Source organism: Rhodococcus sp. NPDC056506, assembly GCF_042794945.1.
Taxonomy (GTDB): domain Bacteria; phylum Actinomycetota; class Actinomycetes; order Mycobacteriales; family Mycobacteriaceae; genus Rhodococcus_F.
The window spans coordinates 1-16,241 of record NZ_JBHTSW010000072.1 but is presented as its reverse complement, the minus strand read 5'-3'; the positions used below and the strand labels follow the sequence as shown (position 1 = coordinate 16,241).

Sequence of the window (16,241 nt, the reverse complement as noted above, 5' to 3'; positions counted from 1 at the left end):
TCATAGACAAAAAGAGTCAAATCACTAGCAAAAAAACTCAACTAGCAAAAAATGTGTCGGCAACCATTCAGACGGAAGAATGAACAATCACCGACAAAAAATACTCACACCCCGAACATCAGAACCGAAACCCGAAGGCCCGGAACATCATCCGACATGCGAAGTACCAAAAAATATTTGGCACTGACATTCATCGACACACTGTTGAGTTCTCAAAGAACACGCACACACCATCACCACGACCCTATGGCCGCCGATCCGGGGCAACTTTTCCAGCCTATCTCATCATGATCATCGGCGCAAACCGCTAAACATTCGGGTAAGAACTGGAGGTGAAGCACAACCATACATGATGGAAACTACTTCGAAATTTGGTCAGGCACTACGTACAACCTCGTGTCACTCGCCGTGAAGCGGGAGTCGGTGTCCGTGTCGCTCTGACTTGGAATAAGTTACGCGAACCTTCAATCAATTCACAAATCGCCTGGTCACTGCAGCGAATTGGTCAGCCAAGGCCAGGTCAGACAGTTCTGTCATTCCACCAACGGCGACTAGGCCCGAGTGTGACGCCGAGCACTGATACCTATTCGGTGCCCACCCGCTCGATTACTCCCCCGAGTCCACGGAGATTCTCGACGAATCGCGGGTACCCACGGTCGATGTGGAAGATGTCGTGAACTTCGGTGGTTCCGTCCGCGACCAACCCGGCAAGCACGAGCCCGGCTCCGGCCCGAATGTCCGAAGACCACACCGGCGCACTCGACAACACTGGAACGCCGCGGATCACAGCATGGTGACCATCAGTACGAGCGTCGGCGCCGAGTCGGATCATTTCCTCGACAAATCGGAAGCGTGATTCGAACACGTTCTCGGTGATCATCGACGTGCCCTCGGCAACCGCAGCCAAACCGATTGCCATCGGCTGCAGGTCAGTGGGGAATCCGGGGTAAGGCAAGGTTGCGAAATTGACCGCCTTAGGCCGTTCTCGCTGGATGACACGGAAGCCGTCGACCTCGGGCGTCACCTCCGCGCCGGCTGTCCGAAGCTTGTCGAGGACCAGTCCGAGATGCTTGTGGTTCACCCCGCGAACGCGGACATCACCCCTGGTCATAGAGGCTGCGACGCCCCACGTTGCAGCTACGATCCGATCACCGATGACACGGTGCGTAGTCGGTTCCAACTTGCGGACGCCTTGAATGGTGAGCGTCGAACTTCCGCCGCCAGATACCTTGGCGCCCATCTCGTTGAGCATGTTGCACAGATCCACGATCTCGGGCTCACGTGCAGCGTTGTCGATCACGGTCTCACCACGGGCGAGGACCGCTGCCATCAAGATGTTCTCGGTTGCACCCACCGACGGGAACACCAGGCGAATGTTAGCGCCGTGCAGGTCATCTGCCTCGGCAACTACACATCCATGTTCGATCTCGCTGCGCGCACCCAACAGGCGGAGCCCGGATTGGTGCATGTCGAGGGGCCTCGAACCGATGGCGTCGCCACCAGGCAAGGCGACAACAGCGCGGCGACAGCGCGCGACCAGCGGACCGAGAACACACACCGACGCTCGGAACTGTTTCACCGCATCGAAGTCAGCGTGATACTTCGGCTCGGCCGGCGTCGTGATCCGCACTTCGGAGTCTTCGAGTTCAACTTCGCAGCCCAGACCTCGCAAGACGTCCGCCATCAGGGGTACGTCGAGAATGTCCGGGCAGTTGGTCACGACAGTTGTGCCTTCGGCCAACAGCGCAGCGGCCATCAGCTTCAACACACTGTTCTTGGCCCCTCCCACCAGTACTTCACCTTCGAGGCGGTTACCCCCGGTCACAAGAAAGTGCTCACTCACGGTTCACAGCCTAGAGCCACAACCTCGTCGGCACCGCGCCGGTACCGTAGCCCTATGTCTGTTCACCTGACGAAGATCTACACCCGGACCGGCGACGACGGGACCACGGGCCTCAGCGATTTTTCCCGCGTGTCCAAGAACGATCCGCGTCTGATCGCCTACGCGGATTGCGACGAGACCAATGCAGCGATCGGTGTGGCCGTTGCCCTCGGCACTCCCCCGGAGAATCTCCTCGCGATGCTGCGCCAGATCCAGAACGACCTCTTCGACGCAGGGGCCGACTTGTCCACCCCTGTAGTCGAGAATCCGAAGTACCCACCACTGCGAGTGACTCAGGCTTACATCGATCGACTCGAAGGATGGTGCGATGAGCTCAATGAGCAACTGGCACCGTTGAATTCGTTCATTCTGCCGGGCGGAACTGCCCTGGGAGCTCTGCTTCACGTAGCAAGAACCGTCTCACGGCGTGCGGAGCGTGCGGCCTGGTCCGCCATCGATGCGAACCCGGAAGACACAAGCGTCCTCCCCGCGAAATACCTCAACAGGTTGTCGGATCTGCTCTTCATCATGGGAAGAGTGGCAAATCCGGAAGGCGATGTGCTCTGGAAGCCCGGCGCCGGGGCTTGAGCGGGAGCGGTCAGGCGGTGCGTCGCCTACGGGCGCGCCCGTCCGGCCGCGACTCGACCCAGGACAGGAAAGCTGTCAATGCCCCACTGTCCAAGGCGATTTCGTAGGCCGACGATCCGTCGTTGACCTTCACGACGACGATGTCGTCGCTCATGATGTCGAATTCGGTGCCTGAGGGAGAGCGACGGCTCTCGACCTCGATACCTTGACGATCAATTCTGGAGTCCGGGCCGGGCCGCAGACTCGACAGCTTGAAAAAAACGAAAGTGGTTTCGCCGTAGCGAATGATTCCGTGCCGCCACCCGCTGTCGCCCGGGGATGGCAAGACACGAAGCAGTGCAGCAGTACCGCCTCGGCGCAAAACTACAAGACGATACAGAAAAGCCGCGACGAGAACCGCGAGCAGCACAACCAGAATGATCAATACAGTCATTCCGAATGTCACTGTTCGTCGGCTCCCGTCGCGGCTTTACTCGAGTAACTTACGCGCGCTCGACGGCCCGGAGCTGACCCTTGGCGACCGCAATCGCTTCGAGGTCGCCCGAGTTCTCGGCCAAGACAGCCTTGGCTGCCTCGACGTCGATGTCCTGTGCCATGTCCGCGGACTCGGCAAGGATCGTCACCGTCGTCGCAGTGACGGAGAGGAATCCTCCGTGTACTGCAGCAACGATACGCTCGCCGTCGACCGAGGTGATCGACACGGTTCCGCCCTCGATCAGCTGACCGAGGACCGGCTCATGCCCAGGCATGATTCCGATTTCACCCTCGGTGGTCTGAGCGCTGACCAGCGTCGCCGAACCAGACCACAAGCGCTGCTCGACGGCAACGAGTTCTACGGTCATCTCAGCCATCGTGGACTACTTCCCGGCCATCTTCTTGGCTGCAGCCTCGACGTCGTCGAGTCCACCGCAGCTGTTGAATGCCTGCTCGGGCAGGTGGTCGAACTCGCCCTTGCAGACGCGGTCGAAGGCTTCGATCGTGTCGCGGAGCGGCACGACGGAGCCGGGCTCACCGGTGAACTTCTCGGCAACGATGAAGTTCTGGCCGAGGAACTTCTGGATACGACGGGCGCGGCCGACGAGGACCTTGTCCTCTTCCTGAAGCTCGTCCATACCGAGGATGGCGATGATGTCCTGCAGTTCCTTGTACTTCTGCAGGATGCGCTTGACCTCGTTGGCAACGCGGAAGTGCTCTGCACCGACGATGCCGGGCTCCAGGATGCGGGAGGTCGAGCTCAGCGGATCCACAGCGGGGTAGATACCCATCTGCGAAATCGGGCGCGAGAGCTCGGTGGTGGCATCGAGGTGCGCGAACGTCGTAGCCGGCGCGGGGTCGGTGTAGTCGTCGGCGGGCACGTAAATAGCCTGCAGCGAGGTGATCGAGCGACCACGGGTCGAGGTGATGCGCTCCTGGAGCTCACCCATCTCGTCCGCCAGCGTGGGCTGGTAGCCCACTGCCGAAGGCATACGGCCGAGGAGGGTGGAAACCTCGGAACCTGCCTGCGTGAAGCGGAAGATGTTGTCGATGAACAGCAGAACGTCCTGGCCCTGAACGTCGCGGAAGTACTCCGCCATCGTCAGTGCGGACAGGGCGACGCGCATACGCGTTCCGGGCGGCTCGTCCATCTGGCCGAAGACAAGGGCGGTGTCCTGGAGGACGCCCATCTCTTCCATTTCCAGGTGGAGGTCGGTGCCCTCACGGGTACGCTCACCGACGCCTGCGAACACCGAGGTGCCCGAGAACTCGCGAGCGATACGCGTGATCATTTCCTGGATCAGAACGGTCTTGCCGACACCGGCGCCACCGAACAGGCCGATCTTTCCACCCTTGACGTACGGGGTGAGAAGGTCGATGACCTTGATGCCGGTCTCGAGGATCTCGGTCTTACCTTCGAGCTGATCGAAGGCTGGTGGCTTGCGGTGGATGCCCCACTGCTCGCCGTCGCGGCCGAGGCCCGGGGTGTCGAGGCAATCGCCCAGTGCGTTGAACACGTGGCCCTTGACGACGTCACCGACGGGAACCGAGATCGGCTTGCCCGAGTCGGTCACTGCAGTGCCGCGGACGAGGCCGTCGGTGGGCTGCATGGAGACGGTGCGGACCAGGTTGTCACCGAGGTGCTGTGCAACCTCGAGCGTCAGCGTCTTGGCGACCGAGGGAAGCGTGATCTCGGCGTTCAGGGCGTTGAACAGTTCAGGAACAGCGCCACGCGGGAATTCAACGTCCACGACGGGACCGATGACCCGCACGACGCGGCCGGCTACGGCCGAAGCCGAACCTGCCCCGTTGTTTTCGGTTACTGCTGCGGTCATGTGCTAGTCACTTCCTGCGCTCGAGGCGAGCGCGTTGGCGCCGCCGACGATCTCGCTGATTTCCTGGGTGATCTGGGCCTGGCGAGCCTGGTTGGCCTGACGGCTCAACGTGTTCACCAGTTCGTTTGCGTTGTCCGTCGCGGCCTTCATAGCTGTACGACGGGCTGCCGACTCCGATGCCGCAGCATCGAGAAGCGACGAGAAGATACGAGTGCTGACGTACTTCGGGAGAAGAGCGCCGAGAAGCTTCTCTGGCTCGGGCTCGAAGCTGAAGTCCGCGACGGGGCCATTGTCATGGTCGTCGTCGTGGCCGTTGGTCAGCATGTCGTCACCGAGTTCGATGCGCTCTTCCGACACGAAGACCTCGAGGGGAGCCATGCGGCGAACCTCGGGAGTCTGCGTCAGCATCGACACGAAGCGGGTGTAGACGATATGGAGCTCGTCGACGCCCTCGATCGTGCCTTCACCGTTCGGAGCGGCAACCTGGTTACCCGAACCAGCCATGAAGAGCTCCACCAGGTGGCGGCTGGCCTTCGCTGCATCCGAGTAACCCGGATCCTGCGAGAAGCCCGTCCACGCAGCACCGATGTCGCGGCCGCGGAACGTGTAGTAGCCGAGCCCCTTGGAACCGAGCACGTAGACGACCGGCTCCTTGCCCTCGCTGCGGAGGAGAGCCATGAGCTCTTCTGCCTGCTTGAGGACGTTGGAGTTGTAGCCACCACACATGCCGCGGTCACTGGTGACAACAAGCACGGCAGCCCGCTTGGGCTCCGGACGCTCGTTGAGCAACGGGTGATCGAGCGAAGCAGACGCACTCGCCAATTCGGTGAGTACCTTCGTGATCTCCTCGGCATACGGCTTGGACGCGGCGACGCGAATCTGAGCCTTGGTGATACGCGAAGTCGCGATCAGTTCCTGTGCCTTGGTGATCTTCTTGGTCGAGTTGACCGACTTGATACGAGACCGCAATTCGAGAATGCTCGCCATCGATCAATCACTCTCCCTTCGGAATTCGCAGTGTCATGGGCGCGTACGTCACTTGCTGACGGTCTTGCGCTTGACGTTGATCTGCTCGTTCGCGACCTCGTCGGCGCCCAAAGCGTCAGCCTCGGCTTCGTTCACGACCCGGCTTCCGTCGGATGCGATGAAGCCTTCCTTGAACTTGTTCGTTGCAGCGATCAGCTCAGCAGCGTTGTCGGCATCGAGTGCCTTACCGCCGTTGATGCTGGAGTAGACGCCTGCAGCCGAGTGCTTGAGGTCTTCGAGCAGTTCCTTCTCGAAGCGACGGACGTCGCCGATCGGAACGCTGTCGAAGATGCCTTCGCCGGCGAGGTAGATCGAGACGATCTGGTCCTCGACGGGGATCGGGCTGTACTGATCCTGCTTGAGCAGCTCGACCAGACGGGCACCGCGCTCGAGCTGAGCCTTGGAGGCAGCGTCGAGGTCGGATGCGAAGGCGGAGAACGCTTCGAGCTCACGGAACTGAGCCAGTTCCAGACGCAGCGAACCGGAAACCTTCTTCATGCCCTTGGTCTGTGCAGCGCCACCGACGCGGGAGACCGAGATACCGACGTTGATCGCGGGGCGAACGCCCTTGTTGAACAGGTCGGACTCGAGGAACACCTGACCGTCGGTGATGGAGATGACGTTGGTCGGGATGTAAGCCGAGACGTCGTTCGCCTTGGTCTCGATGATCGGCAGAGCCGTCAGCGAGCCACCGCCGAGTGCGTCGGACAGCTTCGCCGAACGCTCCAGCAGACGGGAGTGCAAGTAGAAGACGTCACCGGGGTAAGCCTCGCGTCCCGGCGGGCGACGCAGCAGGAGCGAGATGGCGCGGTACGCCTCTGCCTGCTTGGTCAGGTCGTCGAACACGACCAGAACGTGCTTGCCCTGGTACATCCAGTGCTGGCCGATGGCCGAGCCGGTGTACGGTGCGAGCCACTTGAAGCCTGCAGAATCAGATGCCGGAGCAGCAACGATGGTGGTGTACTCCATCGCGCCCTTCTCCTCGAGGGCAGCCTTGACGCCCGCGATGGTGGAACCCTTCTGACCGATGGCAACGTAGATGCAGCGCACCTGCTTGTTGACATCGCCGGAATCCCAGTTGGCCTTCTGGTTCAGGATGGCGTCGATGCAGACCGCGGTCTTGCCGGTCTTGCGGTCGCCGATGATGAGCTGGCGCTGGCCGCGGCCGATCGGGGTCATAGCGTCGATAGCCTTGATACCGGTCTGGAGCGGCTCTTCGACCGGCTGACGCTCGAGCACCGAAGCAGCCTGCAGTTCGAGTGCACGGTTTTCGGTGCTCTCGATCTCGCCGAGGCCGTCGATGGGCGCACCCAGCGGGTCGATGACGCGGCCGAGGAAAGCATCGCCGACGGGAACCGACAGAACGTCGCCCGTGCGCTTTACTTCCTGGCCTTCTTGGATGTTCTGGTAATCGCCAAGGATGACGGCACCGATTTCGGTGGCATCCAGGTTGAGCGCGACGCCGACGATTCCACCGGGGAACTCCAACAGCTCGTTGGACATAGCCGAAGGCAGGCCAGAGACGTGCGCAATGCCGTCACTGGTGTCGGTCACTGTGCCGACCTCCTCACGGGAGGCCTCCGGGGAGTAGCTCGCGGTGTAGTTGTCGATCGCGCTACGGATCTCGTCGGAGGAGATCGTCAGCTCCGCCATGTTTTTCCTGCTCTCGGTGTCTGGTCTTCGAAAAGATCTGGAGTATGTGTTCGGCTGAAGGACTACTTGAGGTTCTTCCGCAGTGCTGCGAGTCGACCCGCTGCGCTGCCGTCGATAACCTCGTCGCCCACCCGGACGACCAAGCCGCTGAGGAGTTCTGGATCAACCTCGACGTGTACTGCTACCGGCTTCCCGTAGGTGCGGGTAAGAGTGCTGGCCAAGCGATCCGACTGCTCCGAGCTCAACGCCGAGGCGCTGCGAACGTGAGCAACGGTGGTATCGCGCTGCGCTGCGGCAAGATTCGACAGCTGATCGAAAGTGTCTGCGGGCGCAGACTTCAACCGGCCGACGGCCTGTCCGGCGAGTGCCTCGGTGACCGCGGTGACCTTGCCGTAGAGCAAGCGGGAGAGGAACTCACGCTTGCGGGCTGCGGGAACCGACAGATCCGAGAGCGTCTGCTCCAGGCTGGGATCCCCTGCCACGATGCGACCGAGACGGAAGAGCTCGTCCTCAACGGTGTCCAACTGGCTCTGATCGGCTGCGGCGCGGAGCAGAGCTTCGCGTCCGAGCAGTTCGAGCGAGTTGACCAAGTCGCGGGCCGCAGACCAGTCCTGGCCTGCAGCTGCCTTCACGGTGGCGAGCGCCTCGGCGCCGACCTTTCCGGAGAACAACTGCTCTGCCAAAGCCTGGCGACCAGCGGCCGGTGCCGAAGCGTCAGCCAGCGCGCTGCGAAGAGCGCGCTGGCCGTCGAGTACCTCGACCACCGAGAAGAGCTCGGACCCAGCCTGAGCAGAAGCAGCAGTTGCGGCTCCTGCAGAGACGGCGCCCAGGGCACTGCTCAGCGCAGAACGAGTCTGCGCCAAGGCTTCACGGCTCGCTGCGTACATGTTGCTCACTTCCTGGCTGAATCAGCGCTGACGGTGTCGAGCTCGTTGAGGAATCGATCAACCGTTCCGGCGCGCTTCACGTCGTCGGCGAGGGACTCACCGATGACCTTCTCGGCCAGGTCTACAGCGGTCTTGCCGAGATCCGAGCGGAGCTCAGCGACGATCTGCTGGCGCTGGGCAACGAGCTGGCTGTGGCCTGCGGCCACGATGCGGTCGCTCTCGTCCTGCGCCTGAACCTTCATGTCAGCGATGATCTGCTGACCCTGGGTACGCGCTTCCTCACGGATCTGCGCTGCCTCGGTACGAGCTTCGGCGAGCTGTGCGCGGTACTGCTCAAGCGCTGCTGCCGCCTCTGCCTGTGCGTCTTCGGCCTTCTTGATGCCGCCCTCGATCTGCTCGGTGCGTTCGGCCAAGACCTTCTGGAACTTCGGAAGAACGAGCTTCCAGAAGACAAAACCGACTACGACGAGCGCAACCGCGGACCACACGATGTCGTATGTCTCGGGCAAGAGAGGATTGTGTGTCTCCTCGGTTGCCGCGAGCACTGCGAAGGTGGCTCCCATGTCTGTCTTAGAAAATGAAACCGGCGACAAGGCCGATCAATGCGAGGGCCTCGGTGAATGCAATACCGAGGAACATGGTGGTGCGAACCTGGCCGGCCATCTCGGGCTGGCGGACCATGCCCTCAATTGCCTTACCGACGACGATGCCCACGCCGATGCCGGGGCCGATGGCGGCGAGGCCGTAGCCGATGGCTCCAAAGCCCGTCGACCGCTGCTCGGCAACTTCCTGCGCAAGGTAAGCGACGCTCATGATGTTCCATTCCCTTTCTGTTGACCTCTGCCGGATTCGGCAAGAGGCTCAGTTCTTGGTGTAGCTGGTGAGGAGGTAAAGGTCAGTGCTCGTCGGCGTGTAGCGCCAGTTCGATGTACACCGCAGTCAGCAACGCGAACACGTAAGCCTGCAGGAAGATGACCAGCAGCTCGAAGAACGTGAATGCGATACCGGCAATGATCGACGGAACACCGAAGATTGCCTGGAATCCGCCGGACACGAAGAAGAAGTAGTTCGTCGCGCTGAAGAACAGCACCAGCAGGATGTGGCCGGCCAACATGTTGGCCATGAGACGAACCATCAGCGTGAACGGACGCAGGATGAAGGTCGAGATGAACTCGATGGGCACCAACAGGAAGTGCAAGGGCAACGGGACGCCGGGAACGACGATGCTGCTCTTGACGTACTTGAAGAAGCCGTACTTCTTGATTCCCACGTAGTTGAACACGATGTAGGCGAGCGCTGCGAGTACCAGCGGCATACCGATTCGCGCGTTCGGCGAGATGTTCAGGAAAGGAATGATGCTGGCCAGGTTGCTGGCGACCACGATGAAGAAGATCGTCGTGATGACCGGCAGGAAGCGCTTGCCCTGTTCCTTGCCCAGGATCTCCTCGGCGATGTTGATCCGAACGAAGTCGAGCGCAAGCTCAGCTGCGTTCTGAAGTCCGCGGGGAACCAGTCGAGGGCTGCGCATCGCGATCACAAAGAAGGCTGCGACCAGCACCGACATCAGCAGACGGATCAGCATCAGACGGTCGAGCTCGAAGGGGCCCGCGTGAATCAACACGGAGGGCGGGAAAAAATCGTCTAGTGACGGCGCATGGAATTCATCCGCGGCCAGGGTGGTGACGCTCAGCGTTCTCTCCCGTAGTCGGTCCGCAGCCATCATTGACTGCGGTTCGATCGGACATTGACGATCTACAAGTCGACAAGTTCGACTCGCGCATTCGTCAGCAGCTGGAGAACCCTAGAGGGGCCTGGCGTCTGTCGGTGTCGGCGACTCTCGTCGACTCAGCGGTCAGAATTTCGACCACCTGCGAGCACATGGCATCGTCGGCTGAGTGTTACTCGGCCCACCATTGCTCTCGCTTGAACCGAACCTTATCAAGTCATCTACGACATTGTGTAGATGGGGTACCTGGAAGTCCGATTAGTTACGTCTTGTAGTACTACTCAGCGTCGTCGACGTTGCTGCTGGGAGTGGGATCGACGTACGGAGTTTTGGTCCCGAGAACGCCGTACGTCTCCGCTCCGAGCACCACGACCAGCGACATGATGATGACCAGGACGAGGGCGGTCTTGTTGTAGAAATCCATGTCCGAGAGGACGAAGAGAACCACCATCGCGAGGATCATCTTCAGCAGCCACGTGCCGAGCAGAACCGCGCCGGCCGTGAGCGCGGGCAGCTTTGCCGTGAGCAGCACGCCCAGCGCCGTGAACAGGATGAACCCGCCGCCAACGGCTGCGCCGATCAAGGCGCCGTAGACGCCTTCCTTACCGGCGAAGAGCCCGCCCAGGAGCGCGCCGACCACGGCCAGCGCGATCAGCCCCATGACACCCCACTTCACGGCCGACTTCATGGCGGCGGTCGAATCAGGGATGGGCTGCGAGGCAGGTACAGGCTGCGGCGTGTTCGTCACGATGCCCAAGGGTAATGGATCGGAAAAAGTGGCTAGCGCCGCTGCTGCTTGCGATCGATCAAAGACGGCACAGCGGTGAAGAACAGTGCAAGGACCAAACCTGCCGCAACGAGTACGACAACCAGTTGCCGATTGAGCAGCGACGATCCGACCGCGCCGAAGGCCAGAACGCTGACCCACAGGTAGATGACCAGCACGACTCGTCGGTGCGAGTGTCCGATCTGCAAGAGTCGATGATGCAGGTGCATCTTGTCCGGACTGAACGGACTGACGCCCGCTTTCGTCCGGCGGATCACGGCCAGGAGCATGTCCAGCATCGGGATGAACATCACAGCCCCGACCAGCAACAACGGCGCAAGAAGGCCGACCAGATCCCGGGTTCCGTAGGCAGCAAGCGGAATGCGTCCGGACGCGCTGGTGGAGATCGCAGCCAGCATCAGACCGATCAACATCGACCCGGAATCGCCCATGAAAATTCGCGCCGGGTTGAAGTTGTGTGGAAGAAAACCGAGACAAGCGCCTGCCAATGCCGCGGCAATCATCGCCGGCGGGTAGACACTCGCGTCGCCGCCCTGATCGTGCAGTAGACCGATCGAGAAGATGAGGATGGCCAGGGCAGCGATAAGCCCCAACCCGGCGGCCAGCCCGTCGAGACCGTCGACGAAGTTCATGGCGTTGATGGTTGCCACGGCAACAGCAACCGTGAACAGTCCGGATTGAATCTGATCGAGAATGATGGTGGACCCGCCGTCACCGCCGAACGGGTTGTAGATGATGAACCAACTGACGCCCATCACGACAAGAACTCCGGCAGCAGTCACCTGACCCACGAACTTGGTGAGAGCGTCGAGACCCCACCTGTCGTCGATCACGCCCACGAGGACGATGACGGCTCCCGCAACGAGTGCGGCATGAACGTCAGGACTCCCGAAGCCGAAACCCCTTGTGAGCGCGGGCAATTGCTGGGCGAACAGCAGGCCGACAGCCATGCCGATGTACATTCCGACGCCACCGAGACGCGGAATCGGCTCGACATGCACGTCCCGATCACGCGGTATGGCGACAGCGCCGAACCGCAGCGCGAACAACCGGACTGCGCCAGTCGCCAAGTAGGTCACCACCGCCGCCGTGCACAGCACGAGCAGCAGTTCACGGATGGGGACACCTGCTCCCCCGCCCCCCTGTGCAAGATATGAGGTCGCTTCGTAGGTAGTGATCACTGCGCGAGATCACCCGTTTGGCGGGGATAGGCAGGCTTTGCCCGAACCAGTTCGCGAACGCCGTCGGCAACTGATGCCAACTCGGCCTCACCGGACGTAGTGGCGGGGTCCGCGACAACTGCGCGCGCGATCAACTCCCCCACGACGCTCATGTCGGAACGGTTGAAACCCTGTGTCGTCACGGCTGCGGATCCGACACGCATGCCGGACGTGACGGCCGGCGATTGCGGATCGAACGGAATTGCGTTCTTGTTGAGAGTGATCGATGCCAGGCCGCACCTGCGCTCGGCGTCGACTCCGGTGACCCCGCTTGCGCGCAGATCGAGAAGCGCCAGATGGGTGTCGGTTCCACCGGACACGGTGCGCAGACCGCGAGCTTCCAACGACTGCGCGAGCGCCGACGCGTTGGCAACCACTTCCTGTGCATACCAACGATATTCCGGTGTCGACGCTTCTTTGAATGCCACCGCCTTCGCTGCGATCGCGTGCATCATCGGCCCACCCTGGATGAAGGGGAAGACCGCGCGATCGACAGCCGAGGCATGCCGCCTGCGGCACAGGATCATTCCACCGCGCGGGCCCCTGAGCACCTTGTGCGTCGTCGCGGACACTACGTCGGCATAGGGAACGCACGACGGTATCGCCTGGCCCGCCACCAGTCCGATGAAGTGGGCGGCGTCGACCCACAGGATCGCACCGACCTCGTCTGCGATCGAGCGGAAGGCTGCGAAGTCGATGGTGCGGGAGTATGCGGTCGCGCCGGCGACGATGATCTTCGGCTTGTGCGCCAGAGCCAGGGCGCGAACCTCGTCGTAGTCGATCAATTCGGTGGCCGAATCGACGTGATAGGGAACGGTGGTGAACCACTGCCCCGAAAAGCTGACCCGAGATCCGTGAGTCAGATGCCCGCCGTGCGGCAAACTCATCGCCAGTACGGTGTCGCCGGGCTTGGCGAATGCGGCGTACACCGCGAGGTTGGCAGTGGCCCCCGAATGCGGTTGGACGTTGACGTGCTCAGCGCCAAACAGTGCTTTTGCCCGGTCGATCGCCAGATTCTCGGCTGCGTCGACGTACTCGCACCCGCCGTAGTAACGCCGACCCGGATAGCCCTCGGCGTACTTGTTGCTCAGGGTCGAGCCCAAGGCGGCCAGTACCGCGGGGCTGGTGAAGTTCTCGCTCGCGATGAGTTGAAGCCCGCCGCGCTGACGCTCGAGTTCGGCCAGCGCAATAGCCGCGATCTCGGGATCTGCCGTGGCAAGCTCACCGAAATCCGGTCCCCAGTACGTGGATTCCCCCGCGCGCTCGCCGCCGGCGCCGACCATCGTTACGAAACTCCCTCTACGAGGCTTTCCGGACTGGTGCCCAATACCTCGGCGATGGATTCTGCCGAGACGGCACCCACTCGCAAGATACGCGGTGAATTGCCGGTCAGGTCGACGATCGTGGAAGCAACGGCGTGTTCGGCCTTGCCTCCGTCGAGGTACACGCTGGCAGAGCCGCCTAGCTGATCGCGGGCTTCCTCAGCGGTGGTGGCCGGCGGACGCCCCGAAATGTTCGCGCTCGAGACGGCAAGCGGTCCGACATCGCGCAACAATTCGAGGGCGACCGGGTGCAAGGGCATGCGAAGCATGACGGTTCCTCGGGTATCGCCCAGGTCCCAGGCGAGTGAAGGTGCCTGCTCGACGACCAAGCTCAGTCCACCGGGCCAGAACGCGCGGATCAGATCCCGCGCCTGCGGGCGCACGCTGTAGACGAGTCCGTCGATGGTGTTCCACGATCCGACCAGAACCGGGACAGGCATGTCACGTCCGCGGCCCTTGGCGCGCAACAGACTCGTGACAGCTTCGCTGTCGAACGCGTCGGCGGCGAGTCCGTAGAGGGTGTCGGTGGGGAGAACTACGAGTCGGCCGGCCTTGAGCGCGTTCTTCGCGGCGGCCAAGCCTGCGGTTCGGGAATCTGTCTGACTGCAGTCGTACACGGTGCTCACTCAGCCATCCTTTCACTCTGCGCTTCGGGCGTTCGATTCCGCTGGGCTTCGACGTCGGTGGCGACGCGTCTGGCGACGACGAATCGCGGACGACCTGCAAGATCGGGATGCTGCGCGACCTCGCCGAATACCCGACGCGCCGAGAACAGCGCAGCGACGCCATCACCGTTGGTGTCGTCGTGCTCGATGCCTGCCGCACCGCCGATGCGAAGCCACCGCGCGATGTTGCTGATCATGGGTTTGATGACGGACAGGCCGTCGGCACCACCGAACAGCGCGGTGTGTGGGTCGTAATCCATGACCTCAGGCTGCAATTGCGCGCCTTCGGGGATGTACGGCGGATTGGACACGACCAGATCGACGCCACCCTCGAGCCCTGGCAACAGGTTCCGATCGGTGACATCGCCCTGGTGCAGGTGGATCGGCGTATCACCGACTGCTTCGCGATCGGCGGCATTACGACGCGCCCACGCCAGCGCGGCGGGCTCCTTCTCCACGGCGTGAACAACCGCGTCGGGGCGAGCCTCGGCGATGGACAGCGCGAGGACACCCGATCCCGTGCACAGGTCCAGCACTACCGGCGGCTTGCTTCCGCAACCTTCGAGGAACGAGAGCGCCCAACCCATGAGCAGTTCGGTTTCGGGCCGCGGAATGAAGACGCCCGGACCGACAGCGACGTCGATGTTGCCCATCGACGCGACTCCGATGATGTGCTGCAACGGAATCCGCTTCACGCGTTGCGCAACCAACTCGTCGAACGCCGCGATGACCTCGGGATCGACCAACGGAATCAATCCGAGGCGCGTGCGTTCGACACCGAGCAGGTGGGATGCCAACAACTCGGCGTCGGTGCGTGGGCTGGGCACACCTGCGGCGTCGAGCTGTTTTGCAGCTTCGATCAGCGCCAAACGAAGTGGAAGTCGACTCACGGGTACAGCCTGCCACGCTCGACCGACACGCGGTTCACCGAGTTCCCGGCGGGGTGGAGGTCCGTCATGGTCTGCATCTACTCGGCCGCGAGACGCGCCTCTCGGTCCGCCTTGCCCAATGCGTCGAGGAGTGCGTCGAGCTCACCGTCGAGCACCGCGTCGAGGTTGTGCGACTTGAATCCGATGCGGTGATCGGTGATGCGGTTCTCGGGGAAGTTGTAGGTGCGGATGCGCTCCGAACGGTCCACCGTCCGTACCTGGCTCTGGCGGCCTGCCGACGCTTCTGCGTCCGCGGCCTCCTCGGCGACTACCTGCAAACGGGCTGCCAGCACCTGCATGGCGCGAGCCTTGTTCTGAAGCTGTGAACGCTCGTTCTGACAGGTGACGACGATGCCGGTCGGAAGGTGCGTGATTCGAACAGCGGAGTCCGTCGTGTTGACGCCCTGACCGCCCTTGCCGGACGAACGGTAGACGTCGATACGCAGGTCACTTTCGTCGATCTGGACCTGCTCGACCTCTTCGGGTTCCGGGTACACCAGAACGCCGGCAGCCGAAGTGTGAACGCGTCCCTGGGATTCGGTGACAGGCACTCGCTGGACGCGGTGAACGCCGCCCTCGAACTTGAGCCGCGCCCACACTCCGTCCGGGGTATCGGACTTGCTCTTGATCGACAGTGTGGCTTCCTTGTATCCGCCGAGATCGGAGACCGTCGCGTCGAGAATCTCGACGCGCCAGCCGTGCCGTTCCGCGTAGCGGACGTACATGCGGGCCAGGTCCGAGGCAAAGAGTGCGGATTCTTCGCCACCCTCACCGGACTTCACTTCGAGGACGATGTCGTCGCCGTCATGCGGATCTCGGGGTGCCAACTGATCGGTCAGCGTCTGCTCGAGTTGCGCGACCTCGGCTTCGAGATCGGGGATCTCGGCGGCGAAGCTGGAATCGTCGGCAGCGAGTTCGCGCGCGGCTTCCAGATCGTCCTGCGCGGCCGTGAGCTTGTTGTACGTCGACATGATCGGCGAGAGCTCGGAGAACCGCTTACCGACGCGCCTGGCAGCCGCAGGGTCGTTGTGCAGCGCCGGATCGGACATCTGTGCTTCGAGACCGGCGTGCTCCGCCAAGATGTCGTCGATGGCCGAGGGCTGGGTTGCGCCTGCCATGGTTCGCTCCGCTCTGAGTTTCGATTCCTACGGTGCGCGCTTGAAGATAGTGCGACGCCGGCACCCGGGAAACGCGCAAACCGAGTGCAGGCACAAAAAAGCCGACGCCCGATCTGCACATGGCAGATC

General features: G+C 62.2%; 17 protein-coding genes. 1 reads left to right on the top strand and 16 read right to left on the bottom strand.

Annotated elements, in window-relative coordinates; all coding sequences use genetic code 11:
- Nucleotides 1-583: 583 nt before the first annotated feature.
- Nucleotides 584-1,843: a UDP-N-acetylglucosamine 1-carboxyvinyltransferase gene (gene murA, locus ACFQ6H_RS29175; protein WP_095971611.1), complete on the bottom strand. Its 1,260-nt coding sequence runs from the start codon at nt 1,841-1,843 to the stop codon at nt 584-586.
- A gap of 54 nt (nt 1,844-1,897) precedes the next feature.
- Between murA and ACFQ6H_RS29170 the strand changes: the two genes are divergently transcribed.
- Nucleotides 1,898-2,470 (top strand): cob(I)yrinic acid a,c-diamide adenosyltransferase, encoded by a 573-nt coding sequence (locus ACFQ6H_RS29170; protein WP_019749169.1) that lies wholly within the window; start codon nt 1,898-1,900, stop codon nt 2,468-2,470.
- A gap of 10 nt (nt 2,471-2,480) precedes the next feature.
- On the opposite strand, the gene ACFQ6H_RS29165 is transcribed toward ACFQ6H_RS29170, so the two are convergent.
- The 15 genes from ACFQ6H_RS29165 to prfA all read right to left on the bottom strand — a co-directional run bounded on the left by ACFQ6H_RS29165 (nt 2,481) and on the right by prfA (nt 16,112).
- Complete coding sequence (locus ACFQ6H_RS29165) at nt 2,481-2,903, bottom strand: DUF2550 domain-containing protein (RefSeq protein WP_276117342.1); 423 nt, start codon at nt 2,901-2,903, stop codon at nt 2,481-2,483.
- 49 nt (nt 2,904-2,952) lie between these two features.
- Entirely contained in the window at nt 2,953-3,321 is a 369-nt protein-coding gene (locus ACFQ6H_RS29160; protein ID WP_003941287.1) for a F0F1 ATP synthase subunit epsilon, read from the bottom strand.
- A 6-nt stretch (nt 3,322-3,327) separates the two neighbouring features.
- Nucleotides 3,328-4,779 carry a F0F1 ATP synthase subunit beta gene (gene atpD / locus ACFQ6H_RS29155; RefSeq protein WP_003941349.1) on the bottom strand — a complete coding sequence of 484 codons (1,452 nt, stop codon included), beginning with the start codon at nt 4,777-4,779 and terminating at the stop codon, nt 3,328-3,330.
- Between the two features lie 3 nt (nt 4,780-4,782).
- Nucleotides 4,783-5,766, bottom strand: coding sequence for a F0F1 ATP synthase subunit gamma (locus ACFQ6H_RS29150; RefSeq protein WP_003941320.1), 984 nt, complete (start codon nt 5,764-5,766; stop codon nt 4,783-4,785).
- A 48-nt stretch (nt 5,767-5,814) separates the two neighbouring features.
- Entirely contained in the window at nt 5,815-7,458 is a 1,644-nt protein-coding gene (gene atpA / locus ACFQ6H_RS29145; protein WP_007726218.1) for a F0F1 ATP synthase subunit alpha, read from the bottom strand.
- Between the two features lie 62 nt (nt 7,459-7,520).
- Complete coding sequence (locus ACFQ6H_RS29140; protein ID WP_003941304.1) at nt 7,521-8,345, bottom strand: F0F1 ATP synthase subunit delta; 825 nt, start codon at nt 8,343-8,345, stop codon at nt 7,521-7,523.
- Nucleotides 8,346-8,350: 5 nt separating this feature from the next.
- The gene (locus tag ACFQ6H_RS29135) at nt 8,351-8,908 is read right to left on the bottom strand and encodes a F0F1 ATP synthase subunit B (protein WP_019749173.1); all 558 of its coding nucleotides are present in this window, start codon (nt 8,906-8,908) and stop codon (nt 8,351-8,353) included.
- A gap of 7 nt (nt 8,909-8,915) precedes the next feature.
- Nucleotides 8,916-9,158 carry an ATP synthase F0 subunit C gene (locus ACFQ6H_RS29130; RefSeq protein WP_378539451.1) on the bottom strand — a complete coding sequence of 81 codons (243 nt, stop codon included), beginning with the start codon at nt 9,156-9,158 and terminating at the stop codon, nt 8,916-8,918.
- Between the two features lie 82 nt (nt 9,159-9,240).
- Nucleotides 9,241-10,068 carry a F0F1 ATP synthase subunit A gene (gene atpB / locus ACFQ6H_RS29125; protein ID WP_378539450.1) on the bottom strand — a complete coding sequence of 276 codons (828 nt, stop codon included), beginning with the start codon at nt 10,066-10,068 and terminating at the stop codon, nt 9,241-9,243.
- A 280-nt stretch (nt 10,069-10,348) separates the two neighbouring features.
- Nucleotides 10,349-10,819: a hypothetical protein gene (locus tag ACFQ6H_RS29120; RefSeq protein ID WP_378449328.1), complete on the bottom strand. Its 471-nt coding sequence runs from the start codon at nt 10,817-10,819 to the stop codon at nt 10,349-10,351.
- Between the two features lie 32 nt (nt 10,820-10,851).
- Nucleotides 10,852-12,039 carry a glycosyltransferase family 4 protein gene (locus tag ACFQ6H_RS29115; RefSeq protein WP_378640224.1) on the bottom strand — a complete coding sequence of 396 codons (1,188 nt, stop codon included), beginning with the start codon at nt 12,037-12,039 and terminating at the stop codon, nt 10,852-10,854.
- On the bottom strand, nt 12,036-13,361 hold the full coding sequence (gene glyA, locus ACFQ6H_RS29110; protein ID WP_378650315.1) for a serine hydroxymethyltransferase: 1,326 nt from the start codon (nt 13,359-13,361) through the stop codon (nt 12,036-12,038). Before glyA ends, ACFQ6H_RS29115 begins: the two co-directional genes overlap by 4 nt.
- Nucleotides 13,362-13,363: 2 nt before the next feature.
- Nucleotides 13,364-14,026, bottom strand: a complete 663-nt coding sequence (locus tag ACFQ6H_RS29105) for an L-threonylcarbamoyladenylate synthase (protein WP_230817059.1) — start codon at nt 14,024-14,026, stop codon at nt 13,364-13,366.
- Nucleotides 14,023-14,955, bottom strand: a complete 933-nt coding sequence (gene prmC, locus ACFQ6H_RS29100) for a peptide chain release factor N(5)-glutamine methyltransferase (RefSeq protein WP_378650313.1) — start codon at nt 14,953-14,955, stop codon at nt 14,023-14,025. Before prmC ends, ACFQ6H_RS29105 begins: the two co-directional genes overlap by 4 nt.
- A gap of 77 nt (nt 14,956-15,032) precedes the next feature.
- A complete protein-coding gene (gene prfA / locus ACFQ6H_RS29095) occupies nt 15,033-16,112 on the bottom strand; it encodes a peptide chain release factor 1 (RefSeq protein ID WP_003941341.1) in 1,080 nt (359 codons plus the stop codon).
- Nucleotides 16,113-16,241 lie beyond the last annotated feature (129 nt).

Coding starts and splice junctions, on each gene's coding strand:
- atpD (WP_003941349.1), bottom strand. CDS start 4,779: ATGACCGCAGCAGTAACCGAAAACAACGGGGCAGGTTCGGCTTCGGCC.
- ACFQ6H_RS29135 (WP_019749173.1), bottom strand. CDS start 8,908: ATGGGAGCCACCTTCGCAGTGCTCGCGGCAACCGAGGAGACACACAAT.
- ACFQ6H_RS29130 (WP_378539451.1), bottom strand. CDS start 9,158: ATGAGCGTCGCTTACCTTGCGCAGGAAGTTGCCGAGCAGCGGTCGACG.
- glyA (WP_378650315.1), bottom strand. CDS start 13,361: ATGGTCGGCGCCGGCGGCGAGCGCGCGGGGGAATCCACGTACTGGGGA.
- prfA (WP_003941341.1), bottom strand. CDS start 16,112: ATGGCAGGCGCAACCCAGCCCTCGGCCATCGACGACATCTTGGCGGAG.
- ACFQ6H_RS29140 (WP_003941304.1), bottom strand. CDS start 8,345: ATGTACGCAGCGAGCCGTGAAGCCTTGGCGCAGACTCGTTCTGCGCTG.
- ACFQ6H_RS29170 (WP_019749169.1), top strand. CDS start 1,898: ATGTCTGTTCACCTGACGAAGATCTACACCCGGACCGGCGACGACGGG.
- atpA (WP_007726218.1), bottom strand. CDS start 7,458: ATGGCGGAGCTGACGATCTCCTCCGACGAGATCCGTAGCGCGATCGAC.
- atpB (WP_378539450.1), bottom strand. CDS start 10,068: ATGATGGCTGCGGACCGACTACGGGAGAGAACGCTGAGCGTCACCACC.
- ACFQ6H_RS29165 (WP_276117342.1), bottom strand. CDS start 2,903: ATGACTGTATTGATCATTCTGGTTGTGCTGCTCGCGGTTCTCGTCGCG.
- ACFQ6H_RS29160 (WP_003941287.1), bottom strand. CDS start 3,321: ATGGCTGAGATGACCGTAGAACTCGTTGCCGTCGAGCAGCGCTTGTGG.
- ACFQ6H_RS29150 (WP_003941320.1), bottom strand. CDS start 5,766: ATGGCGAGCATTCTCGAATTGCGGTCTCGTATCAAGTCGGTCAACTCG.